The organism is Veillonella sp. VA142, assembly GCF_003992135.1.
Lineage (GTDB): Bacteria > Bacillota > Negativicutes > Veillonellales > Veillonellaceae > F0422.
Window position 1 is genome coordinate 1 of sequence record NZ_RQVN01000023.1, and the last position, 26,566, is coordinate 26,566.

25 protein-coding genes and 1 tRNA gene are annotated in these 26,566 nt (G+C 36.8%); 16 read left to right on the plus strand and 10 right to left on the minus strand.

Translation table 11 applies throughout. The annotated features are described in order from the left end of the window. A partial coding sequence (locus tag EO117_RS07755; protein WP_164727450.1) for a transposase occupies positions 1–135 on the plus strand: 135 nt, incomplete at its 5' end. Positions 136–317: 182 nt separating this feature from the next. Here EO117_RS07755 and narI read toward each other — a convergent pair. The 5 genes from narI to EO117_RS07780 all read right to left on the minus strand — a co-directional run bounded on the left by narI (position 318) and on the right by EO117_RS07780 (position 7,360). Next, positions 318–989 (minus strand): respiratory nitrate reductase subunit gamma, encoded by a 672-nt coding sequence (gene narI, locus EO117_RS07760; protein ID WP_126939904.1) that lies wholly within the window; start codon positions 987–989, stop codon positions 318–320. Continuing rightward, positions 986–1,510 (minus strand): nitrate reductase molybdenum cofactor assembly chaperone, encoded by a 525-nt coding sequence (gene narJ / locus EO117_RS07765; RefSeq protein WP_126939905.1) that lies wholly within the window; start codon positions 1,508–1,510, stop codon positions 986–988. The genes narI and narJ overlap by 4 nt, the downstream gene beginning before the upstream one ends. After that, positions 1,510–2,937, minus strand: coding sequence for a nitrate reductase subunit beta (narH, locus tag EO117_RS07770; RefSeq protein WP_126939906.1), 1,428 nt, complete (start codon positions 2,935–2,937; stop codon positions 1,510–1,512). The genes narJ and narH overlap by 1 nt, the downstream gene beginning before the upstream one ends. Then, positions 2,927–6,601 carry a nitrate reductase subunit alpha gene (locus tag EO117_RS07775; RefSeq protein WP_126939907.1) on the minus strand — a complete coding sequence of 1,225 codons (3,675 nt, stop codon included), beginning with the start codon at positions 6,599–6,601 and terminating at the stop codon, positions 2,927–2,929. Before EO117_RS07775 ends, narH begins: the two co-directional genes overlap by 11 nt. A gap of 72 nt (positions 6,602–6,673) precedes the next feature. Continuing rightward, the gene (locus EO117_RS07780) at positions 6,674–7,360 is read right to left on the minus strand and encodes a Crp/Fnr family transcriptional regulator (protein ID WP_371413099.1); all 687 of its coding nucleotides are present in this window, start codon (positions 7,358–7,360) and stop codon (positions 6,674–6,676) included. Between the two features lie 314 nt (positions 7,361–7,674). Between EO117_RS07780 and EO117_RS07785 the strand changes: the two genes are divergently transcribed. Next, a complete protein-coding gene (locus tag EO117_RS07785; protein ID WP_126939909.1) occupies positions 7,675–9,012 on the plus strand; it encodes an MFS transporter in 1,338 nt (445 codons plus the stop codon). A 63-nt stretch (positions 9,013–9,075) separates the two neighbouring features. Here the strand turns inward: EO117_RS07785 and jag are convergent, their stop codons facing one another. The 5 genes from jag to rpmH all read right to left on the minus strand — a co-directional run bounded on the left by jag (position 9,076) and on the right by rpmH (position 11,384). Further along, positions 9,076–9,840, minus strand: a complete 765-nt coding sequence (gene jag, locus EO117_RS07790) for an RNA-binding cell elongation regulator Jag/EloR (RefSeq protein WP_126939910.1) — start codon at positions 9,838–9,840, stop codon at positions 9,076–9,078. 10 nt (positions 9,841–9,850) lie between these two features. Continuing rightward, the gene (locus EO117_RS07795; protein ID WP_126939911.1) at positions 9,851–10,489 is read right to left on the minus strand and encodes a YidC/Oxa1 family membrane protein insertase; all 639 of its coding nucleotides are present in this window, start codon (positions 10,487–10,489) and stop codon (positions 9,851–9,853) included. A gap of 109 nt (positions 10,490–10,598) precedes the next feature. Then, a complete protein-coding gene (yidD, locus tag EO117_RS07800; protein WP_126939912.1) occupies positions 10,599–10,826 on the minus strand; it encodes a membrane protein insertion efficiency factor YidD in 228 nt (75 codons plus the stop codon). Continuing rightward, complete coding sequence (gene rnpA / locus EO117_RS07805) at positions 10,826–11,179, minus strand: ribonuclease P protein component (RefSeq protein ID WP_126939913.1); 354 nt, start codon at positions 11,177–11,179, stop codon at positions 10,826–10,828. Before rnpA ends, yidD begins: the two co-directional genes overlap by 1 nt. 70 nt (positions 11,180–11,249) lie before the next feature. Further along, on the minus strand, positions 11,250–11,384 hold the full coding sequence (rpmH, locus tag EO117_RS07810) for a 50S ribosomal protein L34 (RefSeq protein ID WP_004692946.1): 135 nt from the start codon (positions 11,382–11,384) through the stop codon (positions 11,250–11,252). Between the two features lie 516 nt (positions 11,385–11,900). Here rpmH and dnaA point away from each other — a divergent pair. The 14 genes from dnaA to EO117_RS07880 all read left to right on the plus strand — a co-directional run bounded on the left by dnaA (position 11,901) and on the right by EO117_RS07880 (position 26,436). After that, positions 11,901–13,547 carry a chromosomal replication initiator protein DnaA gene (gene dnaA, locus EO117_RS07815; RefSeq protein ID WP_126939914.1) on the plus strand — a complete coding sequence of 549 codons (1,647 nt, stop codon included), beginning with the start codon at positions 11,901–11,903 and terminating at the stop codon, positions 13,545–13,547. Between the two features lie 268 nt (positions 13,548–13,815). Continuing rightward, on the plus strand, positions 13,816–14,928 hold the full coding sequence (dnaN, locus tag EO117_RS07820) for a DNA polymerase III subunit beta (protein ID WP_126939915.1): 1,113 nt from the start codon (positions 13,816–13,818) through the stop codon (positions 14,926–14,928). 15 nt (positions 14,929–14,943) lie between these two features. Continuing rightward, positions 14,944–15,168: an RNA-binding S4 domain-containing protein gene (locus EO117_RS07825; protein WP_126939916.1), complete on the plus strand. Its 225-nt coding sequence runs from the start codon at positions 14,944–14,946 to the stop codon at positions 15,166–15,168. Positions 15,169–15,170: 2 nt separating this feature from the next. Continuing rightward, the gene (gene recF / locus EO117_RS07830) at positions 15,171–16,262 is read left to right on the plus strand and encodes a DNA replication/repair protein RecF (protein ID WP_126939917.1); all 1,092 of its coding nucleotides are present in this window, start codon (positions 15,171–15,173) and stop codon (positions 16,260–16,262) included. Beyond that, positions 16,252–17,145, plus strand: coding sequence for a DUF721 domain-containing protein (locus tag EO117_RS07835; RefSeq protein WP_126939918.1), 894 nt, complete (start codon positions 16,252–16,254; stop codon positions 17,143–17,145). The genes recF and EO117_RS07835 overlap by 11 nt, the downstream gene beginning before the upstream one ends. Before the next feature lie 74 nt (positions 17,146–17,219). Then, positions 17,220–19,121 carry a DNA topoisomerase (ATP-hydrolyzing) subunit B gene (gene gyrB / locus EO117_RS07840; RefSeq protein ID WP_126939919.1) on the plus strand — a complete coding sequence of 634 codons (1,902 nt, stop codon included), beginning with the start codon at positions 17,220–17,222 and terminating at the stop codon, positions 19,119–19,121. An 11-nt stretch (positions 19,122–19,132) separates the two neighbouring features. Next, on the plus strand, positions 19,133–20,575 hold the full coding sequence (locus EO117_RS07845; RefSeq protein ID WP_126939920.1) for an amino acid permease: 1,443 nt from the start codon (positions 19,133–19,135) through the stop codon (positions 20,573–20,575). 58 nt (positions 20,576–20,633) lie between these two features. Continuing rightward, positions 20,634–21,344, plus strand: a complete 711-nt coding sequence (locus tag EO117_RS07850) for an AzlC family ABC transporter permease (protein ID WP_126939921.1) — start codon at positions 20,634–20,636, stop codon at positions 21,342–21,344. Beyond that, a complete protein-coding gene (locus EO117_RS07855; RefSeq protein ID WP_126939922.1) occupies positions 21,341–21,670 on the plus strand; it encodes a branched-chain amino acid transporter permease in 330 nt (109 codons plus the stop codon). The genes EO117_RS07850 and EO117_RS07855 overlap by 4 nt, the downstream gene beginning before the upstream one ends. Positions 21,671–21,753: 83 nt before the next feature. Next, positions 21,754–22,071, plus strand: a complete 318-nt coding sequence (locus EO117_RS07860) for a YbjQ family protein (protein WP_126939923.1) — start codon at positions 21,754–21,756, stop codon at positions 22,069–22,071. Between the two features lie 209 nt (positions 22,072–22,280). Next, positions 22,281–23,630: a hemolysin family protein gene (locus EO117_RS07865; protein ID WP_126939924.1), complete on the plus strand. Its 1,350-nt coding sequence runs from the start codon at positions 22,281–22,283 to the stop codon at positions 23,628–23,630. A 68-nt stretch (positions 23,631–23,698) separates the two neighbouring features. After that, positions 23,699–24,064 (plus strand): hypothetical protein, encoded by a 366-nt coding sequence (locus tag EO117_RS07870; RefSeq protein ID WP_240632606.1) that lies wholly within the window; start codon positions 23,699–23,701, stop codon positions 24,062–24,064. A gap of 530 nt (positions 24,065–24,594) precedes the next feature. Further along, positions 24,595–24,671: transfer RNA gene (locus EO117_RS07875), tRNA-Arg, on the plus strand. Positions 24,672–24,948: 277 nt separating this feature from the next. After that, complete coding sequence (locus EO117_RS07880; RefSeq protein ID WP_126939925.1) at positions 24,949–26,436, plus strand: YadA-like family protein; 1,488 nt, start codon at positions 24,949–24,951, stop codon at positions 26,434–26,436. Positions 26,437–26,566: the final 130 nt, after the last annotated feature.

Consider the following 26,566-nt stretch of genomic DNA (forward strand, 5'->3'; position numbering starts at 1 on the left):
GGGTTTACAGAAGGATGTAATAATAACATTAAAGTGTTAAAGAGAATAAGTTATGGGTTGCGCCATTTTGAACGCTTCAGAGTTCGTATACTTTTATTGAGCAAAAAGAATAGCACTAGCTATTTAAATAGCTAGTGCTAAGAACTTTTTATATGAGTAGCCCCCACATTTGACAAAGAGCCTTAAATAACATAAATGCAAGAAGCCCATGGCGTGCTCCTGAACAAACATTATGAAATACCGTTTGAGAAGGAGTATGCCATGGGCTTCCCTTTATATTATTCAGTTACGAACGCCACAGACTTTTATAGAGAAAACTAGCGACGGTCTCGTTTACGATACACGATGAATGGTCGTGCTAAATAGTTAAATGGTACGCTTAAGCAATGTACTAAACGGCTGAATGGGAATATGATAGCCACAATCATCCAGGATAGCATATGGAACTTAAAGATACCAGGAACGTTTTCCATTAAGGATGGATCTGGCATAGCCATCAATACGCTACGGAACCAAGGTCCAATAGACACACGATAGTCAAAGAATCCAGATGCATTCAATAAGGTACCAGCCATACCACTAAAGATAGCTAGTGTAAAGAATACATATAACCATACATCCATTTTAGATGTGTTAGCACGTAATGTAGGTGTTGTGAAACGACGTTTCATAAGCATCAAGAATCCTACGATAAATAGGAAGCCAGCTACAGCACCCATATACAAGGCACCAGCATGATACATATGGTCATCTACACCCACCATAGCAGTCCAAGTTTTAGGAATTAATACACCTACCACGTGACCACCGATAACGCAAAGCAAACCAAAGTGGAACAATGGGTTAGCAATACGCAATTGTTTCTTTTCTAAAAATTGACTTGATTTAGTAGTCCAATTTCTTTCAAAGTAAAAGAAACGAACAAGAGTCCCTACGAGTAAGAAGGTGAAAGCGATATAAGGCAGGGCGCCCCATAGAAATAAACTCATAGTACACCGTCCTCCAATCCATTTGCAACAGATAAAATAATATCAAATAAGAATGCATACGGCAGTTTTGCTTCAATGAAGCGCTCCCGAATATATTCTAATTTTGGTTTACAGTATTCATAAATTTCTTTTGCTTTTTCTTCTTCGATAAGCGCACATAATTCAAGAATAGCTGGGACAAAGTCTGGCATTTCTTTTGGTAAGTCATAGCCATTTTCAAGGAAAAATGCTTTGTATTTCACAAGTTCTTCTGCTTGTTCCCCTGTACCTTGTAATTCATAAGTAGATAAATACATATTTGTATTTTGACTGAAATCAAAAGTACGCACATATTGATCTTCAAACTCTTTACGAGGTGTTTCTTCCACATAGTCGAAGAATTCTATCAAGGCTTGACGGAGTTGAGGGTGCGCAACAGATGTTGCGTCCCCCTTCCATTCTTGTAATTCATCGTACCAAGTAGCATCAGGATAACGAAGCAGAAATGACGCAATAAGCGCTATTTTCTGAGCATCATTCATTATTGGCATCCCCCTGTAGGACAGGCAAAACCACGTTTATGTTGCATATCTGCACGACCTTCACGAGACGCTTTGATATCTGTAGGAATCACGAAACGATCATTGTATTTAGACAAGGCTAATAATTTGTACATTTCATACATTTGATCTTCTGTTAAATCGATTGGATGCTCAGGAGCTTCACCGCCTACATCACGACGACGCATATATTCACGCATATCTAATACACGTTGTAATACACGAGCTAGGGCATCTGCATTACCTGCTGTAAATAGATTTGCAAGATATTGCACAGGTACGCGCATTTCATTTGCATCTGGTAAGTATACTTCAGATGTAATACGTTGTACGATTGGGCTCAATGGTGGTACATACCAAACCATTGGTAATGTACGGTATTCTGGATGTAATGGTAAGCCCACTTTCCATTCTTTGATCAATTTGTAAACTGGAGATTTTTGTGCTGCTTTAATCCAAGCTTCACCAATACCTTCAGCACGAGCCGCTTTCACTACTTCTGGATCATGAGGATCTAAGATTAAATCTACTGTATTTTCATAGATATTCGCATCATCTTTTGTAGCCGCAGCTGCTTCTACTTTATCCATATCATAGAAAACTACACCTACATAACGCATTCTACCTACGCAAGTTTCCGCACAGATTTGTGGTAAACCATTTTCCAAACGTGGGTAACAGAATACACATTTTTCAGCTTTATTCGTTTCCCAGTTGTAGAAGATTTTTTTGTATGGGCAAGATGGTACGCAATGGCGCCAGCCACGACATACATCTTGAGAAACAAGAACTACACCGTCTTCATCACGTTTGTAAATCGCACCAGATGGGCACGCTGCCACACATGCTGGATTCAAGCAATGATTGCATAGACGAGGTAAGTAGCGCATGAATACTTTTTCATAGTCAAACACGATATCTTCGCCCATTTTAGCTAAGTTAACATCAGAACGAGCGTGCTCACCACCAGCCAAATCGTCATCCCAGTTAGGACCCCATTTAATTTCCATGCGTTCTTTAGTTACTAAAGAGCGTGGACGTGCTACTGGTTGGTTATTTTTGCGACCAGAATGGATCAATGTTTCATAATCATATGTCCATGGTTCAAAGTAATCTTTCAACTCAGGTTGTTCTGGATGGTAGAACAATTTCATCAGACGATTTGTTTTGGAACCTGTAGCCAATGCTAATTTTCCATCGCTACCAACAGTCCAGCCGCCTTTCCATTTCTCTTGGTCTTCCCAATGACGTGGATAACCAACACCTGGGCGAGTTTCTACGTTATTAAAGTACATATATTCCGCACCTTCGCGGTTTGTCCATGTATTTTTACAAGTGACAGAACATGTGTGACATCCTAGACACTTGTCTAAATTTAGGACCATAGATACTTGAGCCTTAATCTTCAAGCCAATCTACCTCCTTCATTTTACGAGCCACAATAGTCATATCCCGTTGGTTGCCAGTTGGGCCATAATAATTGAATCCATAACTTAATTGACCATAACCACCAATCATATGTGTCGGTTTCAAATGAATGTGAGTTGGTGCATTGTGTGTACCACCGCGTTGTTTTTTGATTTGCGCAGCTGGTACGTTGATGTGACGGTCTTGGGCATGGTGCATGTAGGAAATACCACGAGGAATACGTGGGGATACTACAGCGCGGGCTGCGACGATACCGTTTTTATTGAAAGCTTCTACCCAATCATTATCTTGGACATTGATTTCTTTCGCATCATCTTCATTCAACCAAATTGTTTGTCCACCACGGAACAATGTTAACAATTGTTGGCTATCGAAGTACATACTATGAGTAGACCATTTATTATGTGGTGTTAAGTATTTCAATGTGATTTGAGGAACGCCCTCTTGTGCATAATCACCTTTCACTGGTGCGTAGGACAAGACTGGTTTATAAAGAGCCATAGCCTCACCATAGTCACGCATCATTTCATGATCACAATAGAAGGATTGACGACCAGTGATGGTACGGAATGGAACTTTATCCTCAGTAGATGTTGTAAATGGAGAATAACGACGGTCTTTATTATTTTTACCTGTACTTGTTACAGATGGAATAATAAAGCGTGGTTGACGAACCATATCTTCAAAGGTAATACGTTCTTCTTCACGACCTTTTGCATTCTTTTGAAGATCTGTTAAGCCTGTTTTTTCTTCCATTGCCTGCCAGGAACGAACTGCCAATTTACCATTCGTACAAGAGGACAATGTTAACACAACATTACAAGCTTCACGCGCTTCATAGATGCTTGGACGACCATGAGATACAAAACCTGGTTGGTTGATGGTACCATTTTGTTCATATAAGGATTGGTAAGCATCAGATACATCCCATGATAAACCATGAGCGCCCACTTTATTTTCAATATTAGGACCTAAGCCGATGAATTTTTCAAAGATTTTACTGTAGTCACGTTTTACGTGTACAAGATTTGGCATAGTTTTACCTGGAATAGGTTCACATTCACCTTTGCTCCAGTCTAATACTTTACCCAATGGTTGAGCCACTTCACCTAGGCTATCATGACCCAATGGTTGTGCTACGATATCTTCATATTCAGTGAAACCAGATTCTTTTGCTACGCGAGATACTGTTTCTGCTAACGTACGGAATGTATCCCAGTCAGATTTAGTGTCCCATGCGCAATCTACAGCCGCTTGGAATACGTGCACGTATGGATGCATATCTGTGGAAGATAAGTCTTGTTTTTCGTACCATGTCGCTGCAGGGAATACGATATCGGAGTATAACGCAGTAGATGCCATACGGAAATCAATGTCGATTAATAGGTCTAATTTACCTGTTTCTGGAGCTTCACGCCAGTTGATTTCTTCTGGACGTACTGGTGCATCTTCATCTTCAATGACACCATTTTTAGTGCCCAATAAATATTTCAAGAAATACTCATGACCTTTAGAGGAGGAACCAATCAAGTTAGAACGCCATACGAACAAGTTGCGAGGATGGTTTTCTTTTGCAGAAGGATCTTCTACACAGAATTTCAATTCTTTATTTTTCAAAGCTTGTACGATGTATTGGTTAATTTCTGCCTCAGTACCTGCGCCTGTAGCACGAGCATCATTGATCAAATCTTGATAGTTACGGTTAAAAGTAGGATAAGACGGCAACCAACCTAAACGAGCTGCCAACACGTTATAATCACCAGGGTGTCTGTAACGAGGAGTAGCCAATTTAGATACACGGTCTGCTAAATCGATACAGTCAGAACGATATTGTTCTGTAGCAAAGTAGAACCAAGATGTACCATTTTGTAAACGAGGTGCTTTACTCCAGTCGTTTGCTGTCATAATACCAGCCCAACCTTCTACTGGACGTAATTTTTCTTGTCCTACATAGTGAGCCCAGCCACCGCCGTTAACGCCTTCTGTACCACAGAACATAATCAAGTTAAGGATCGTACGATAAATTACGTCTGCATGATACCAGTGGTTGATACCAGCACCCATGATAATCATAGAGCGACCTTTTGTTTTTTCTGCGTTGTCTGCAAATTCACGAGCTGTACGAATCACTACATCTGCTTTTACGCCAGTGATTTTTTCTTGCCATGCTGGAGTGTAAGGAGTATCTTGTTCATAGCTAGTAGCCACTTCACCGCCTAAACCACGATCGATACCGTAGTTAGCAAGAATTAAGTCGTAAACTGTTGTTACTTGTACAGGACCTTCTTTAGTTTGTACTGTCATAACTGGGATAGCACGTTCAATAATACCTTCATGAGCTTCATCGCCGAAATAAGGTAATTTTACTAATGCAACGGAATCACGTTGATCGATGACAGATAAACGAGGGGAGATTGTCTCACCTGTTGCACGGTTTTCAAGACGTAAATTCCATTTTTTAGGATTTGTATGACGATCACCTAATGTACCATTTGGTGCCACTACTGTATTCGTAATTTCATCGATAACGACAGTGTGGAAATCAGCGCCATCTTCTGTGCTGCCTAAATCTTGATTATTCAAGAAACGACCCGCTTGTAAAGCACCATTGATTTCTTCTACACGTACTAAGAATGGGAAGTCTGTAAACTCTTTCGCATATTCTTTGAAATATGGAGTTTCTTTATTAATATAGTATTCTTTCAGAATGACATGACCCATTGCCATTGCCATCGCTGCATCTGTACCAGCTTTTACATTCAACCAAGTATCAGAGAATGTAGTGGATTCTGCATAGTCAGGAGATACAGATACTACTTTTGTGCCTTTATAACGTACTTCTGCCAAGAAATGAGCATCCGGTGTACGAGTCAATGGTACGTTGGAACCCCATGTAATGATGTAACCTGCATTGTACCAGTCACCAGATTCTGGTGTATCAGTTTGTTCACCCCAAACTTGTGGGCTTGATGGCGGCAAATCAGCATACCAGTCATAGAAGGAAAGTGGAGTACCACCCATAAGGTTCAAGAAACGCGCACCACCTGCATAGGACAACATGGACATAGCTGGAATTACAGAGAATCCTGCGTTGCGGTCTGGACCATATGTTTTTGCTGTATATAATAAGGAAGCTGCTACGATTTCTGTAGATTCATCCCAAGTAGAACGTACAAAGCCACCCATACCACGAGCAGATTTATAACGTTTTGCTTTTTCAGGATCTTCTACAATAGATTTCCATGCTTCGATAGGATTTTTAGCAGTTTTCTTCGCTTCTCTCCAAAGCTCGATCAATTCACCACGTACATATGGATATTTTACGCGTAGTGGGCTGTATAAATACCAAGAGAAAGTAGATCCTCGAGGGCATCCACGTGGTTCGTAATCTGGCATATCATCTGGTGTTTTAGGATAATCAGTTGCTTGATTTTCCCACGCAACAACACCATTTTTTACGTAAATATTCCAGCTACAAGAACCAGTACAGTTTACGCCATGTGTGGTGCGGACTACTTTATCGTAGGACCAACGGTCACGATAAAAATTTTCCCATTCACGACCACCTTCTTCTGTGATTTGATGGCCTGTTGGAGATACGTCCTTCTTGCGAAGAAACTTAAATTTTTGAGATAAAAGACTCATCTCATGTCCTCCTTAAAAATACAAAAAAACCCTTGCCTTCGTAGTGCTCACAGCAAGGGGGGATAACCTTAATCATTCGATATTGCTAATATTAGGATCGATAGTTTCTATATCTAAATCTAGCAGATCGATTAATGCATCAAAGTCACAGATTACCAGATGGTGTTTATCATAGGCTACATAGCCTAACTTTCGTAACTCACTTAGCATGCGGTTTAAACCTTCCCGTGATGTGGCAGTAAATTCAGCTAACTCTTGGTTGCTTAATGCAATGTCGATATAAATACCGTCATCCCGCTTAATACCATAACTATTAGCTAAACGCAATAATGTAGAATAAAATGCACCTTTCTTACCGTATAATAATAAGTCTCTATACTTAGCTTGTTGTCGACGCATATGAAGCGTATAAATCTTCATCATCGTAATGGCTAAGGAATGATCCTTAGCAATGGCAGGTTCTAATACGTCGTAACGTATACAATAGACTGAGCAATCTTCTCTTGCAATGGCATTAAATACATACGATCTCGTATTCGTCTCATACAAAGGAATTTCCCCAAGCACATTATTCTTACCTACTAATCGTAATGCAAAAATATGTCCTGTGGATTCAAATTTCTTAATACTGAGGCGCCCTCTCTGAACGATATAAAAATGTTCTGCCTTATCGCCTTCGTGAAATAAAAATTCTCCTTTTTTCAGATGAATTACTTCACCTGGCAATGCTAGCAATTGATTGATTAACTCCTGTTCCATACTGTCACCATACATCTTTCAGTAACATCCCATACTTATGAAGTTGATATAAACTTAGCTATATCAATTTCTCAATTACATTTTAAATTTTGCGCTATGTTACTATTATAACTTATTAATAATTATATAAGTTGTGCTTTTTATCACATTCACATTATATTATATCTTATATAATAAGTGTGTGATTTTAGGCACATATTATAATGAAAGTATGGCATAAGTCAATATTTTTTTATACTAATTTGTGTCTTCGATTTACTGTGATACAAAAAGTATCACAAGTTGTACGTTGAAAGGATTAAAGGAGTGTTCTCATGTCAGAGATGAAAATGCCTCAAGTGGGTGCGAGCCGCAAAGAAATTATTGCGAACTGGCAACCAGAAAATCCCGAATTTTGGGAAAAGTTTGGCAAAAAAATTGCTAAACAAAACTTGGTAGTTTCTACCATTGCATTAACGTTATCATTTTGCGTTTGGTATTTATGGTCCACCATCGCAGCACAATTAAATGGAGCTGGATTCCATTTCACAACAGAACAATTATTTACATTAGCTGCCTTCCCAGGTTTAGTAGGTGCTACGTTCCGTTTTATCTATACTTACATGCCTGCTTTAATTGGTGGTAGAAACTGGACTTTCATTTCTACAATCATCTTATTAGTACCTGTAGTATGGTTAGGGTATGCTGTACAAGATACATCAACAACCTATGAAACATTTATGATTTTAACAGCTTTGATCGGCTTAGCCGGCGGTAACTTCTCCTCCTCCATGGCGAACATCGGTAACTTCTTCCCTAAAGCTGAAAAAGGGACCGCTCTTGGTATCAATGGTGGTATCGGTAACCTTGGTATCTCCGTAATTTACTTCTTAGCTCCATTTGCTATGGGTTCTGCTACGTTAGGTAATATCTTCGGTGTGACACCAGCTATCGTCAAAGGCAATGCGGTGTACTTAGCCAACGCAGCGTTCATGTGGATTGTGCCTTTAGTAATTATCCTAGCATGCATGACTCGTTACATGGATAACTTGCCATCAGCAAAACCAAATCCTAAAGCACTAGCTCAAATTTTCAGCAACAAACACACTTGGGCTATGACATTGTTATATACATGCTCCTTCGGTGCCTTCTCCGGATATGCAGCAGCACTTGGTTTACTTGTTAAAACAGAATTCCCTGAAATTCCATTTGCTCACATCGCATTCGTTGGTCCTCTAGTATCTGCCAGTCTTCGTCCAGTAGGTGGTTGGTTAGCCGATAAAATCAACAGCGGTACAAAAATTACTTTTATCGGTTTGATCGGTTTATGTATCACTACTGTATTAATTGCGGTAGGTGTAGATATGCATAACTTCCCATTCTTCTTTGGAATGACTGTATTAATGTTCATATCCTGTGGTTTTGTAACAGGTTCTACATTCCGTATGATTCCTCACATCTTCACAGATGGATTACAATCTTCCTTAATTGCTGGTTTCGTAGGGGCAGTTGCTGCGTACGGTGCGTTCATTACACCAAAAATCTTTGGCTATGTGTACACAACATTTGGAAGTATCCACCCAGCATTCGCAGTATTACTTGCTTTCAACATCGTAACAGTATTCGTATGTTACTGGTTCTATGTTCGTAAAGCAGCTAACATGAATGTATAATTGAATCTTATAACAAAAAGAGCAGCCGAGTCTGCTCTTTTTCATTTAGATAGTAATTACAACCTATCGTTTGTAATAAATGACAATATGACGATACGGTTCTTGTCCTTCACTATCTGTTTTGATATTTTTTTCATTTTGCAATGCTAAGTGAATGATTTTTCGTTCAAAAGCATTCATTGGTTCTAAAGCAATTTTTTGACGTGTACGTCGTACTTTAGCACCTAAACGATGTGCCAATTGAATTAAAGTTTCTTCACGGCGGGAACGGTAATTTTCCACGTCTACAACAATTTGGCAACGACGGCGAACTTCTTTATTAGCTACAAGATTTGTTAAGTATTGGATAGCATCTAATGTTTGACCATGTTTACCAATTAAAATACCTAATTCTTCCCCATGTACTTGGAATGTGATTTTATCTTTAGTAGTTAATTTTTCAATTTGTACAGATAAGCCCATCTTTCCAAACATACCTAATAAAAATTCTTTACCTGTATCGGCAATGAAATCTTGTTCTGCTTTTGTAATACCATCTTCGACTACCACAGGAATTTCAGTTTCTACTGTTTCTACAGTATTTACCGTTGTTTCTGTTACAGATTCCACAACTTGTACTACTTCTTCAGTAACAACAGTATTCTCAACTGCTGTTTCTTCAAAATATACGCGAACAAGAGCATCTTTTTTACCAAAACCTAAAAAACCTTTCGATGGCTCTTCTAATACTTTCACAGACGTAACAACACGACCTTGAGTTTCAATTTGGGCTGTTGCTTGTGAAGTTGCCTCTTCAATCGTTTTTGCTGACACTTCAATGTAATCCATGCCTAGCCTCCTATTTGTTATTACGATAAATTAATGTTTGTTGTGCTAATTGGAATAGATTTGAAACTACCCAATAGATAACCAATCCACTAGCAAAATTCAAACTGATATAACCAATAAACAATGGCATAAAAATACCCATAATTTTTGCTTGTTGATTATTGCCACCAGCAGATGTTTGTTTACTCATAACATAAGTAGACAAAGCAGATAATACTGGTAATACATAAATTGGATCTGGATCACTCAAATTTGGTAACCATAAAAATTGTGCATATTGAGGATCATATGGATATCCTTGCAATGCATAGAAAATAGCAATTAAGAATGGCATTTGTACAATAAGTGGCAAACAACCAGCTAATGGATTGATACCCAAGTCTTTGTACATTTTCATAATTTCTTGCTGTGCTTTTTGTGGATTGTCCTTATATTTGTCTTGAATGGCTTTCATTTTAGGTTGTAATTCAGCCATTCCTTTCATAGACTGCACTTGTTTATGTGTCAATGGTGCTAATACAAGTTTAATCGCAATGGTAAGCAAAATAATCGCGATACCATAGCTTGGGAAGCCCATCGCTTTTGTAGCCAAAAACGAATATTCCACAAGACTTCTCATAAAATCTACTAAATATTGAAAGATTTCCATGCCTACTCCTTTTCTTATTCTCTGTTATATGCACCTTTATGTACCCATATACGTTATGGTATGGTCTATATTTCATCCATACAGGTACTCAGGTATTTCCAAAATTGTGCTACGGCAAAGGATCATATCCACCCTTGTGAAAGGGATGGCATTTCAAAATCCGTTTGATGCCTAAATAGCTACCTTTTAAAGGTCCATACCGTCGCAATGCTTGCAACATGTACATTGAACAGGTGGGATAAAAACGACAAGTACTTGGCTTTAAAGGAGATAAAGCATATCGATAGAACTGAACTAATCCAATTAACAAGTAATTTACAAATTTACTAATACCCATTAGTTTCTATCCTTTAACAATTTACATTTTTTGAATAGACGCATCATTTCGCGCTCTGCCTGTTCGTACGTAGCATTGGCCAAGTACCCTCGACCGACTACTACAATATGATGACCTTCACGCAATTCATGTTGATGTAGACGATACACTTCTTTCATCAAACGTCGTGCTCTATTGCGCTGTACCGCGCCACCTACCTTTTTACCTGTGACAAAACCAATTTTACTTTTTTGCTTTGCCACCGGCATATGATAGACCACACACAGACGTCCAATTTCATAGCGACCGTGCTTATACACTAATTGATATTCATTGTTTTTCCGTATTCTTCTATCTTTTATTAAACTATTCATAGTTATCCTTTAATACCGTACATACAGAAAAACTTGGCTATATGGCCAAGTTCTCTTGCTGTATATTTGATTATGCAGATAAGCGTTTTCTGCCTTTAGCGCGTCGACGTTTTAATACTAGACGGCCACCGATGGTTTTCATACGTTCACGGAAACCATGAGTACGTTTTCTCCAAAGTGTATTTGGTTGGTAAGTACGTTTCATTACAACAACACCTCCTCATGATAGGTTTATTTTTTCGTATACCATAACATAGTAATTATATGTATAAACCCTAATTCTGTCAATATAAACCTTGTTTTTAATAGTATATATATAAACGATTTGTAATATTGTTATAGTAGAACTTTACATACATCGATAGATATCTCTTATCATTCATAGTAATATTTTCTTTCTTATTTTAAAATCTTTACTTTTATTATAACTTTCACAGTAATAAGCAAAGATTTTTTATAAAAAGTAAAAATGAATCCTATAGAATCCATAGTAAAGAAAAAAAGTTTTTGGTATAATAATGACATGCACCAACGAAGGGTTATAAACAAGTTTTCCACTTTTTTTATATTTTATCCACTGACTTATTCACAATATTGTGGATAGAAACAATTCTACTTATTATCTTGTTTATGAACTCTTTTTCTTTGTCTAATTTTTAGTTATCCACACTCATCATGATGTGGACAAATAATTCTTATACATAATACAGGAAGGTTTATTATGAGTGACTTAGATCTCTACTCCCTATGGGACCAAGTGATGCAAAAAACAAAAACAAAAATGCCACAGCAAATGTGGGACTCCTTGGTCGTGAATTCACTGATGCCCTATTCTATGACATCTACTATTCTAACCTTATTTGTTATGGATCCTAGTAAATTAAAATATATTCAAACTCCATTAGTCCATAACCAAATCATAGAGGCAGCAAAAAGTTTACTTCCTAGTTTACAAACTATTGATTATTTAACAGATACATCAAGTATAGATTCTTCTACAGATAGTATGGGAAGTCATTCGACAGATATTCCTCCTATGCCACCTATCGATATGCCCTCTATTGAAGATACAACAATGGAAAGCTCTTCAACTCCCATTATTTCTCCTCCTTGGGAGGTAGAAGAATATGATGAAGTATTACCAGAAGGAGTGAGTCGTCCTAGCTATGATTCCCCTGTTATTATTCAAAGAAATACTTCCTCTTCACAAGGTATACAAAAACCAGTACCTGCTGATTTATTTGTTACCAAAACAACTACTACTATATCACCAGCACCACCTGTACAACGGAATATGAGTAGTTCTTCTAAATCACATCTAAATCGTGCTTTTACTTTTGATAATTATATTGAGTCTAATTCTAACCGCCTTGCTTTTAGTGCTGCGAAAGCAGTAGCAGAAAATCCAGGTATTCGATATAATCCACTATATATTCATGGTCAATCTGGTCTTGGTAAAACTCATCTAATGCATGCTATCGGCAACGAAATTTTGGCTAATAATCCATCTGCTAAAATTATGTCTATTACTAGTGAAGATTTTATGAATAGTTTCATTGAATCTTTACGGACAAAAACACCAGATCAATTCCGTCGTAACTTCCGTGATATCGATGTACTTATTATTGACGATGTACAATTTTTAGAAGAAAAAAATAAAAAAACTACACAAGAAGAGTTTTTCAATACTTTCAATCATTTATTAAGTCACAATAAAGCAGTTATCCTATCTAGTGATAAACCACCAAAGGATTACAAGGAAATGGAAGAACGTTTAATTACACGATTCAACAGTGGTCTTACCGTAGAAATTGAGGCACCAAATCCAGAAATGATTGAAGCTATCATCCATGAAGAAATCTATCATCGTCGTAGTGAATACCCAACTTTATATGTCCCAAAAGAGGTTATTCACCTATTTGCACAGTATTTTAATAAGAGAAATATTCGTGAATTAAAAGGTGCTTTTGAAACATTAATTACACAAGCAGCCATCACAAACCGATTAGAAACGATTGATGTAGAATTTACCAATAAAGCAATCAAAGACTTTATCATTCACACAGAAAAAATTGTATTATCCATTAAATACATCCAAGAATTTGTAGCAGATTACTTTAAAATCAAGCTAGAGCATTTAATTAGCCAAAAACGTAATAAACAATATGCTCATCCACGCCAAATTGCTATGTATTTAGCTCGTGAATTAATCAATGAAAGTTACCCACAAATTTCCTTTGCTTTTGGTAAAAAAGATCATACCACAGCATTGCATGCATATGAAAAAATTTCCAGAGAAATGGAAAAAGACCAAGATTTACGATATACCATTGAACGTATTCGTGAAGAATTAGAAGAAGCTAAGTAATCTTTAAAATGTGGATAAATATGTGTGTAATATGTGTACACTTTGTGTCTAGACTGTTAACAACTATCGACTTACACACAAGATAAGATTTATTCTGTTACTATGTGGATAGATATAATTTTCTATTCCCAACATTGTGAACATGTATAAAACATTGAATCTCAAGGATTTTATATACCTATCCACTTATACACGCGCCCTACTACTACGGCTACTACTTTAAATAAAAAAACTTTAACATAGTTATATTAGTCATAAGGAGTTAATGATGAAACTTCAATTTAACAAAACTGAATTAGTGAAAGCTATGTCACTATTCCAACGTGTAGCAAGTAATAAAACAAGCTCTAATTTACCAGGATCTATTTATATTTCTACTAAAGATAATTATGTAGAATTACAAGCCAATGACTTTGAAATTGGTATGCGATCCCAAGTAGATGCTACTATTCTTGAACCAGGTACTATTGTGGTAGGTTCTAAATATTTTCAAGAAATTCTAAAAAAATTACCGGGTGAACAAGTAGAATTATATAAACCAGATAATTCTAATCAGTTACAGATTAAATCAGATCATTCTGAATTTAAATTAGTGACTATGCAAGTAGAAGATTTCTCCTTAGTGGAACAAATCCATGATGATAATAGTATTATGATTGACGGAGATCAGCTAAAACAATTAATCGACTTAACCGTATATGCTACTTCTACCGATACAGATCGTCCTATTTTCTGTGGTACACTAGTGGAAATTGAAGGCAATGAGTTTACTATGGTAGGTACTGATACACATCGTATGGCGGTTAAAAAAGTTACCTTAAATACAACACTTGAAGATCCTATGCGTATCGTCATTCCAAAACGTACTGTAGAGGAAGTTTCCAGAGTATTACCATCAGATCAACCTGTTATGGTTAAATTAATTTGGAATAGAAATCAAATAGCTATTGTATTTGATAATGTATATATTATTTCAAGATTAATTGAAGGTACATATCCAGATTATAAACGTGTTATTCCTGCTAAATTTGATGCTAGCGCTATTTTAAATCGTCGTGAATTTGCTAGTTCCTTAGATCGTGTCTATTTTATGGCGAAAGATATGAGTTATTCTGCTATTCGTTATGATTGGGAAAAAAATCAAGTTATATTGAGTTCTCAAAGTGCTGATATTGGTATGGTTAAAGATATCGTAATATGTACTTTTGAAGGAAATCCTTTCACTATTAATTTTAATGGTAAATATATTGATGACTTATTGAAACATAGTACAGGTGAAAGAATCCATATGTATTTACAAGAAAAAGGGGCTATGGTAATTCGTCAAGATAATAATGACCATTACACATATGTGGTAACACCAGTTCATACTCAAAATTAAGAGAAAGAGGAAATTATGAATCAAGAAACTGTATCTATTCATACAGAGTATATTCAATTAGATCAATTACTGAAATATGCTAATGTTTTATCCACAGGTGGACAAATTAAAGTATTGTTAGAAGAAGAAAAAATTACCTTAAATGGCGTATTAATTACAGAAAAACGAAAAAAAATCTATCCTAATGATGTAGTAACTATTGCTAATGAAGTAACAATTACTGTAGTGAAGGAGGCTTAATTGTGTATGTGACTGAATTGGAACTCATACATGTTCGCAATCATCGTCATAAAACTATTACTTTCACACCAGAAATTATTGTTATCCATGGTCCTAATGGAAAAGGAAAAACAAATATCCTAGAATCTGCTTATATTGCAACAATGGGGCATAGTCATCGTACGTCGGATATAAAAGATGTTATTTCTTGGAATGAGGATGAGGCTAGTATTATCGTGCACTTTATGAAAGCTGATACGCCTCATACGTTGCAAATTAAATGGGGTCGTCAAGGAAAAAAAGTCATTCGTTTGCATGATAATCCTTTATCCCAAAAAGAATTAGTAGGCACTTTGAATACAGTTATTTTTTCTCCGGAAGATCTAGATTTAATAAAAGGAACACCTTCTTTGCGACGTCGTTTTTTGAATATGGAAATTAGTCAGACTAGTCCTCAATATTATCATCAACTTATGATGTATCAACGAGCTGTACAGCAGAGAAATCGGATACTCAAGGAATATAATTATACTAGTAAAGTACCAGTACAAGATTGGGATGAACAAATTGCTACTTTAGGGGCTCAAATTATTCAAAAAAGATTGGAAAGTTTAAAAAAATTAAATCAATTAATGGATTTAATGAATCGAAAACTGACCGATGGGAAAGAAGATTTACGATTGCAATATAGTCAGCCGTATAGTGAGAAACAATTATTGTTGACTAAGGAGTCTTTATTACAAGCTTTGCAAGAACAATTATCAGAGGATCGGCGACGATTACAAACATCAGTGGGACCTCATCGTGATGATATTATCTTTTATTCAGGTTCTATGGATTTGAAACGATTTGGCTCACAAGGACAACAACGGACAGCCATATTATCAGTTAAGTTGAGTGAATTAGAATATATTAAATCAGAAGTAGGCGAATATCCTATTTTACTATTAGATGATGTACTTAGTGAGTTGGATCAGAAACGTCGATTTAATTTAATCAAATTTATTCATAAGCGTGTACAGACAATCATTACTGCTACTGATATAACGGATACAATGGATTTAGACAGGGTACAATATATAGACTTGGCGGAGGAAATATCATATGGAGAGTAAGTTAGAATCTCTTACAGGAGTGACGAATCTTCGTGATGCCATGTTACAAGAATTAGGCATTTATGAAATGTATCGGCTTATGAAACTCTATCATGATTGGGAGTCTGTCGTAGGACCTATGGTGAGTGGGCAAGCAAAAATAGTACATATAAAGCCACCTGTTATCGTAGTTGAAATTGTTCATACCGTGTGGATGCAAGAAATGACTATGCGTAAGCCACAATTATTGGAAGCATTACGTGAGTATTATGGGGAATCTATTATTACAGATATCAAAGTGCAACTTCCACGACGTGTTTTACAAGATCAGCTTGTATCAGGGGATGCGTTAGATATGACACCTATTTATGAGGAAAGTATAGACTTTCAGCAAATTGTGTTATCCCCTGAGATTGTACAAAGTATAGAAGATTCTGTCCGTGTGATTCGTCATGAGGAACTTCGTCAAAAAGTATTGCAAACACGAATGGAGCAAACGAAAAAAGAATATATATTGGAGCAAGAGAACTTTCATCAATGCCCTATCTGTGGTCGTTGGCAATCGGAAGGATCTGCAAAGGTATGTCCTCAGTGTGAATATAAAAAGTATCGACATATCATTTGTACGGTGAAAGGTCTATTGAAGGATTATCCTCATTATAAATATGATCAAATGAAAGCAATTGCTCCCTGGTGTACCTATGAATGGTATGAAGTGGCAAAAGAAGAAAGTATTTATTATTATTTAACTCGTTTGTTTCAAGGTTCTACGGATGCAAATGATATGTATTGGGCGACGATGCTAATTACATCAAAACCACAAGATGAATTGTCTTATGAACAAGTTGTAAATATTACAAATAAGTATCGTTGGAATGAAGAAAATAAAATGCAAGTGAAATGAAGTATGAGACTTTCACAGAAATAGTAAAGTATTGTATAATAGAATGTATTATATAAATAGTAGGAGGATGTCAGATGGCAGAACAAACAAATTATGATGCCGGTAATATACAGGTCCTTGAAGGCTTAGAAGCAGTTCGTATGAGACCTGGTATGTATATTGGTAGCACATCTGCCCGTGGATTACATCACTTGGTGTATGAAGTTGTAGATAATAGTGTGGATGAGGCACTAGCTGGGTATGCCACACATATTGAAGTGACCATTTGCGAAGATAATAGTATTGAAGTTATCGATGATGGTCGTGGGATTCCAACAGGGATGCATGAAACAGGTATGCCTGCGGTAGAACTAGTATTATCCAAACTTCACGCAGGTGGTAAATTTGGCGGTGGTGGATACAAAGTGTCCGGTGGTCTTCATGGGGTAGGTATTTCCGTAGTGAATGCCTTGAGTGAGTGGACTATCGTCGATGTATACCAATACGGAAAAATTCAAGAAATTTCTTTTGAACGTGGTAATAAAACATCTGATTTGAAAGAAATTGGTACGACGGATCGTACAGGTACAACAGTACGATTTAAACCAGATCCACAAATTTTTGAAACTATCATTTTTGAATTTGATGTATTAAAAACTCGCTTACAAGAGTTAGCATTCTTGAATAAAGGATTGCGCATTACCTTGTCCGACAAACGCGGGGACGGTCGCAGTGAAAGTTTCCACTACGAAGGTGGCTTAGTACAATTCATTGAATATTTGAATGAAGCAAAAGAAGCCATCACACCAAGTGTTATCTCTATTGATAATACTCGTGATGATGTAGTGGTAGATGTGGCACTGCAATATAATGATAGTTATAGCGAAACGATTTTGTCCTTCGTCAACAATATCAATACCATTGATGGTGGTACGCACTTGAGCGGTTTCCGTACGGCCTTAACACGTACGTTGAACGACTATGGTCGCAAGGCTGGAATTTTGAAAGAAAATGAAAGTAATTTGACTGGGGAAGATGTGCGTGAAGGCTTAACAGCTGTAGTAAGCGTAAAAGTATTGGAACCACAATTTGAAGGTCAAACAAAAGGTAAATTAGGCAATAGCGAAGTAAAAGGGATTACGGATACCATCGTATCTGATGGATTGCGTGTATATTTAGAAGAACATCCAACGGAAGCAAAGAAAATCATCGAAAAAGCAACCAATGCGAGTCGTGCTCGTGAAGCAGCTCGTAAAGCTCGTGAATTAACACGCCGTAAAAATGCCTTAGAAGTGAGTTCTTTGCCTGGTAAATTAGCAGATTGTTCTGAAAAAGATACGACTATGACAGAAATTTATCTCGTCGAAGGTGATTCTGCGGGTGGTACAGCAAAACAAGGTCGTGATCGCCGTTACCAAGCGATTTTACCATTACGTGGTAAAATTCTAAATGTAGAAAAAGCTCGCCTTGATAAAATTTTAGCTAATGCAGAAATTCGTTCTATGATTACGGCTTTCGGTACAGGTATTGGACAAGACTTTGACATTACGAAGAGCCGTTATAATAAAATTATTATTATGACAGATGCGGATGTGGACGGCGCTCATATTCGTACCTTATTATTGACATTCTTCTATCGCTATATGCGACCATTGATTGAAGAAGGTCATGTATTCATTGCGCAACCACCGTTGTACCAAATTAAAAAAGGTCAAAAACAGTGGTATGCATACAGTGACCAAGAACTTTCAGATAGACTCGATGAAATTGGACGTGAAAATATTACAATCCAACGGTATAAAGGTCTTGGAGAAATGAATGCAGAACAATTATGGGATACAACGATGAATCCAGAACATCGAACGATACTCCAAGTAAGTATGGAAGATAGTATTGCAGCGGATAAAATATTCAGTGTTTTGATGGGAGATAAGGTAGAGCCTCGTCGAAAGTTCATTGAAGATAATGCTGAATATGTAAGAAATCTTGACTTATAAGGAGAGGTCCCATGGAAAATAATAAATTAAAAAGAAGCTTAAAATCCCGCCACATGAATATGATTGCTTTGGGCGGTGCCATCGGTACAGGTTTATTCGTAGCTGGTGGTGAAGTGGTAAGTACAGCCGGTCCTGGTGGTGCTTTAGTGGCCTATGGTTTCATCGGTATCATGGTATATTTCTTGATGACAAGCTTAGGAGAAATGACTACGTACTTGCCAGTGTCTGGTTCCTTTGGTACTCATGCTTCTCGATATGTAGATAAAGCCTTAGGCTTTGCATTAGGCTGGAATTTTTGGTTCAACTGGGCCATCACATTAGCAGCAGAACTTGTAGCCAGTGCGTTTATCATGAAATACTGGTTCCCTGATGTGCCTGCCATTGTTTGGTCCGCTATATTCTTGCTGATTCTATTTGTATTGAATTATTTCTCAGCTCGTTCTTTTGGTGAAAGTGAGTATGTATTCTCTAGCATCAAAGTGATTACTGTTATTGTATTCTTATTATTAGGAACATTGCTAATTCTTGGAGTAGGAAATCCATCTCCAGGATTCCATAATTGGACATTAGATGAAGCACCATTTGTAGGGGGATTCTCTTCTATCTTAGCCATTTTTATGATTGCAGGTTTCTCATTCCAAGGGGTAGAATTGATTGGTACGGCAGCTGGTGAATCAGAAGATCCAGAGAAAAATATTCCAAAAGCAGTTAACTCTATTTTCTGGCGTATTTTACTGTTCTATATTGGTTCATTTATTGTGATTGGTTTCTTAATTCCTTATAATGATCCAAATTTATTGAATAGTTCTGTAGAAAATGTATCTATTAGCCCATTTACTTTAGTATTTGATCGTTTTGGGTTTGATTGGGCAGCACATTTTATTAATGCTATTTTGTTAATTGCCGTATTGTCTGCAGGTAACTCTGGATTATTTTCCTCTACACGTATGCTATATGCAATGTCTAAATCGGGAGATGCACCAAAATTCTTTAGTTCTATTAATCACCGTGGAGTGCCAATTCCAGCGTTGTTGGCAACAGCAGCTTTTGGTTTATTTGCCTTCTTAACATCCTTAATTGGAGAAGGTCAAGCCTATACTTGGTTGATCAACATCAGTGGTATGAGTGGATTCATTACATGGGTGGGTATTGCTATTGCACATTATCGTTTCCGTCGTGCTTATGTGGCGCAAGGTCATGACGTATCTAAATTGCCTTATAAAGCATCTTTGTTCCCATTTGGTCCATTATTTGCTTTAGCATTATGCTTAATTATCATTGCTGGTCAAAACTATACAGCCTTCATGGGTGAAAGTATTGACTGGTATGGAGTATCTGTTGCTTATATTGGTCTTCCAGTATTCTTCGCCGTATACTTATGGTATAAAGCAAAACATAAAACAAAAGTAGTACCTCTAAAAGAAGTCGATTTATCTCGCGATTTTGAGGACTAATAGAAACAGCCTATGGGAAGAAGTTCCTGTAGGCTGTTTTTAAGAAAGGATGGTATATATGGAATATGAACCAACAAAACATAGTATAGGACCTGCCTTTCGATATGGTTTTCTTAAAACAACACCGTTATTATTGGGATTTTTATTTTTAGGACTATCCTATGGTATTTATATGCATTCTATGGGTTTTTCCTGGGGATATACGTTGGCATTGAGTGCTCTCATTTATGCAGGGTCTATGGAATTTGTAACTGTAGCTATGTTACTATCTCCCTTTGATCCAGTGAGTGCTTTCTTAATTACACTCATGGTCAATGGACGTCATATATTTTATGGAATTTCTATGTTAACTATATATAGACATATGGGATGGCTAACACCATATCTCATATTTGGAATGACGGATGAAAGTTTTTCCATCAATTATACATCACAAATTCCTACTGAAATTTCCAAGAAATGGTGTTATTTTTTTGTAACTTTATTAAATCAAATCTATTGGGTGGTCGGATCTGTCATAGGTAATCTTTTTGCATCTGTATTGTCTTTTAATGCGAAAGGATTAGAATTTGTACTGACTGCACTCTTTATTGTGTTGGCTCTAGAACAATATAAAATGCAACGGAATTTGATTAGTTCTAGTATAGGAATAATCATCCCTGGGATTTCCTTGTGGATATTTGGTAGCGAACACTTTATGATTCCCGCTATGATTGGTATCGTGGTAATGTTAAGTCTGTTAGGCAGAACAATGGAGGGAGAGCAATGACTTTCACAGAAAAAATTATAACCATTGCCATTGTTGTAATAGGTACCATGGCAACACGATTTTTACCATTTGTTATATTTAACTCGAAAACGAAAACACCTGCTTATGTGCAGTATTTAGGGAAAGTATTACCGTCGGCGACGATGAGCTTATTAGTAATATTTTCCTTACGACATGTAGATATCTCTGGCGTATACCATGGAATACCAGATATCATTGCCGTAGTAGTAACATTATTGCTCCACTTATGGAAAGGAAATATGTTCCTATCCATTGGAGGAGGAACTATTTTGTATATGGTGCTGGTGCAACAAGTGTTTATTTAATGTTATATGGAACTATTCTAAATATGATATAATACGAATAATAAGGTTTGAAATATATCAATATGAGAATAAAGGAGATACCTATGATTATTACAACAACGATGCAAATTGAAGGACAACCAATTAAAGAATATAAAGGAATCGTATTTGGAGAAGTTGTAGAAGGTCGTAACTTTGTGAAAGACTTTTTCTCCTCCATTCGAGATATTGTTGGTGGTCGTAGCAATAGTTATGAATCATCTTTAGCTAGCGCTCGTGAGGCATCTTTACAAGAAATGAGTAAACGTGCGAAAGATATGGGAGCTAATGCGATCGTAGGTGTATCTGTGAGTTATGAAACATTGGGTGAAACAAATGGTATGCTTATGGTGACATGCACAGGGACAGCGGTAGTGATTTAATATATATTAGAGTTACTTTTACAAATAGTAAATAAGTATTATATAAGAATGCAGAAGTATTCCAATATAATTTTTAAGTATTGAAATATAATTTAGTAAAGATACACAGTAAGCATTCTAATAGAATGCATACTATTTAAAGCTAGTAGATGATTAGTTATATATAGTGTAGTTTTATAGATAGGAATCGATAAGGAGAGATAGAATCAGTGGGCAGTGACATAGGTATAGAAATTTTAATTGTAGTCATACTCATCATTTTGAATGGTTTATTTTCCATGACGGAATTAGCCATTATCAATGCTCGTAAAGGGTTATTAGAAGAAAAGTCAGAAGTAGGTAATCGTGGAGCTCGCATGGCTATCAAGCTAGCGGAGGATCCAAATGAAATGTTTTCCACTATACAAATCGGCATTACTTTGATTAGTATCGTCACTGGTTTGTATTCGGGTGCTACCTTTTCCGATCCTATGGCGACATATATTAAAGAACATATACTATGGCTAGCTGATTATGCAGATACGATAAGCCCTATTTTCATCGTATCCTTAACAACCTATTTATCCTTAGTGATAGGGGAATTGGTGCCAAAACGGTTGGCTTATAATTCACCAGAATCTATCGCCATTATGATGGCCATCCCTATGAAGTACTTCGCTACGGTGACAAAACCATTAGTAGCACTCCTTAGTGTGTCTACGATGATGCTATTGAAAGTACTAGGTGTGAAACACAAGGAAGAAGCACCAGTGACGGAATCGGAAATCAATAAAATGCTCGTACAAGGTGTGGAACTAGGTGCCTATGAAGAAGAAGAGCCAGTACTGGTAGAAAATATTTTCCGTTTAGCTGATCTCGATGCCAGCGATATTATGACACCTCGTACACAGTTGACTTGGATCGATATTAACGCTAGCGATGAAGAAATATTAGAAACTATTATGGAATGCAACGAACATCGTATTCCCGTAGGTGACGATTCCTTAGATGAGTTGAAAGGCTTAGTCTCTTCGGTGGATGTGTTGGCACAACAGATGAAAGAAAGCCATCGTCCTATGAAAGATATTCTGGCCTATTGTATGCGTAAACCGGTACTCGTACCAGAATCTCTGTCATTGATGAAAGTATTATCTACTTTCAGAGAAGAAGGTACCCATGAGGCTATTGTGCTAGACGAATACGGAGGCATGAGTGGGATGATTACGTTCCACGATATTATGGAAGAAATCGTGGGATTGATGCCATCTGGGGAAGAGGAAAAGAAAGAAGAAGAAAATCGCATCGTTCAACGAGAAGATGGAACCTATCTTGTGGATGGTCTTATCAGCATTGAAGAACTGAAAGAGTACTTCGAAGTGAACGAACTATTACCAGGGGAAGAAGAGGATTTGTACAAAACATTAGGGGGATTCGTGACATATTTAATCGGTCGCATTCCAAAAGAAGCCAATCGTTGTCACTATGGACCATTGCAATTTGAAGTGATGGATATGGACAACACGCGGGTGGATAAAGTGATGGTGACGCGGAAAGTAGCGGTGGAGAGTAGTCCTGAATGATGTACAAAGTATCTATATTGCCACTACTTGGAAAGATACGATATAATAGGAACAGAATACATCAAAGTATGAGTATAGTATACATCGTAACTTATGTTAGTCATGAAAGAGGGTACACCATGGAATGGGTATATTTAGCAATTCATTATGGAGATAATGAGCGCGGTCATATTGCGTATAACAAAGAAACAAAAGAATGCCAAGTGGTATTAGAAGATGCAGTTTGGAAAGAAAAAGTAGAATCTTACTTGCAAGCAGAACAAACAGTAATGCATGCTACAGGATTGAATACATATGATGAGTTAATAGTTAAACCATTGGACTCCTACGATAATTTAAAATTAGCCTTAACTCGCATGTGGAACAAAAATGGCGTACAAGTTGACTGGGGCATTCCAGTAGAAGTGAATGGTCAATTATATTTTGCTGAATAAGCGAGAGCATATAGTGAATAGTTAGCATTTGCAGGGTACAGTTCAGTGTATACTGAATATATCTTTGTAAGGACATATTTAATATAAAAGAATATATAAAAGCCTATAGAACGGTAAGAGTGGTTCTATAGGCTTACTGTGTATATGGTGGATGTATAAAAAATGTACGGAGATTTAAAAAATCTAGTAGATGTGTGTATGTATCGAACATTACAAGAGAATTTTAAATACTTTTATCGTACATATGAAATAGTTATCCACTAAACTGTGGATAACTCAGTGTATAACTATGGGTATAGATTGTGAGTAGGTTGTTAATACCTTGTGAATTTAGTGTTAATAACTCTATAGTTATACACATCTTATACACAAAAAGTGAATAACCCTTGTAAAATAAAGCTTTATTGAATCTTAATAGGTGAGAAAAAATGTTCTGTATTGTGGATATGCACATAGGATACAGATCGAATCTTATTTTAGATTTTATATTGCTAGGTAGAGTACAGTTAGACTATAATATATGTATACTTGCGTTCATAGCTCAGTAGGATAGAGCGACAGTTTCCTAAACTGCAGGTCGGGGGTTCAATTCCCTCTGGGCGCACCAAATCCATAAAGGGGCTGTTGTATGATAGCCCCTCTATACACAAAGCTATTAGTTGGTGTTAGAGAATCAACTAATAGCTTTTTTTTGTTTGTTAGGGAAAAGGATTCTAAAAGAACTTTTTTAATGTAATTACGTCAGGAGCTAAAATAATCTTAATTATATAAGCATTTAATTACAAATTATAGTGATTATGCTATAGAAAATAATCATAAAAACATACAGGAATTGTGATATAATTTACGTACTATAACAACTCATAAGCTAAGGGAGGCTACAAATGATGAGAAAGAACGTAGTATTAGCAACATTGGTTGCCTTACTGTGTACGTCAACAGTATTAGCAGAAGAAGTAAACTTAGGTAAGAATGGAGATACAAGTACAGCCTATACGGCGGGTGGTGTATCAATTGGTAAAGGCATAATTGGATCTGCAGATAAGCGGATTAATGCCCCTATTGGGATTGGGTATAATCACAATATTAATGCAGACTATAGTATTGCCTTAGGGTATGCTGCAACGGTTGAAAAAAATGCAGAAGAAGGAATTGTTATCGGCACTAGTTCCTATGTTGGTAAACTAACAGATGATGAAGCCTTAGGAGAAGTACCACAAGATACACCTACAAAATTAGGAAATCAATCTGAAAAGATAGTCAATGCTGACGATTATAAACCTTTAGATGAATCAAAAGATACAAAAGATACACCATTGATTCCAGAGGAGTATCAAGATAAAGTAGCATATCGAGCAATAGCTATAGGGAATCAAAATCGAATTTATGGATTCCATGCAGTTGGGCTTGGTAATGGTGTTAGGGCGAATGGAACCGATGCTATTGCTATTGGTAAAGCGAGCCGAGCTTGGCTAGATGAGTCTATTGCCATGGGTTCTCAAGCTGTGACAGCAAGAAAAAGAAGTATCGCTCTAGGTCGGTATGCAACTACTTTGTCAGAAGATAGTATAGCTATCGGTAATCGCTCAGAAATAAGTTCTAAGGCAGATAGTAGTATGTCTCTAGGCGCTTGGTCGCGTGTGAATGATAAGAATAGTGTCGCTATTGGTGTGTATTCTTCTACAGAAGGACGTGGTGCGGCTATAGATGGTACATCTGCTTTTTCAGGAGATGCGGTGAAAGCAGCAGAAGGTGTTGTTTCTGTAGGTACAGAGGGATACTCTATGCAATTTGATAATGATTCATTACCTATTCCAGAGATGAAACGAAGAATTGTCAATGTAGCTGGGGGTATTAAAGATACAGATGCAGTAAATGTAAAACAATTGAAAGCAATTACAAATGTATTAGGATACACACCTGAAGAAATTGAAACATTAAATTCTACTATAGCTAGTAAACCTGAAAGCATTCGCAATCAAATTGATACGGTACGATCCATGGCGGAGACTGCTAATGATACAGCAAAAATGGCAGGGGCTTCTGCCATTGCGTTAAGTGCATTGAAAGCTTTACCATATGATGGGATAGATCGAACACAAGTGATGGCTGGGGTAGGTCAGTTTAAAGGAATGAAGGGATTGGCACTAGGCTTAGGTCATTACCAAAATAAAGATAGATTCTATAATGTTGGACTTAGCCTTGCGGGACATACCGTATCTTGGAATGCAGGTGCTTCTTTCAGAATCGGTAAAGAAGAAAAGAAACCTATGATTTCCAACGATTATGAGATACGTATCCAGCAGTTAGAAGAAAAAAATGCAGAGTTAGAACGAAAAGTGAATCAGTTATTGGTGATGCAAGGAAAATAACATAACGGGGCTGTAACAAAATAGCCCACAAATAAAATAGAGGAAAGTTGATTAAAAAGTATCAACTTTCCTCTATTTTTTATATTTTTAATAGGCAAAAGGGTCCCGAAGGACCCTTTTCATTGGTATA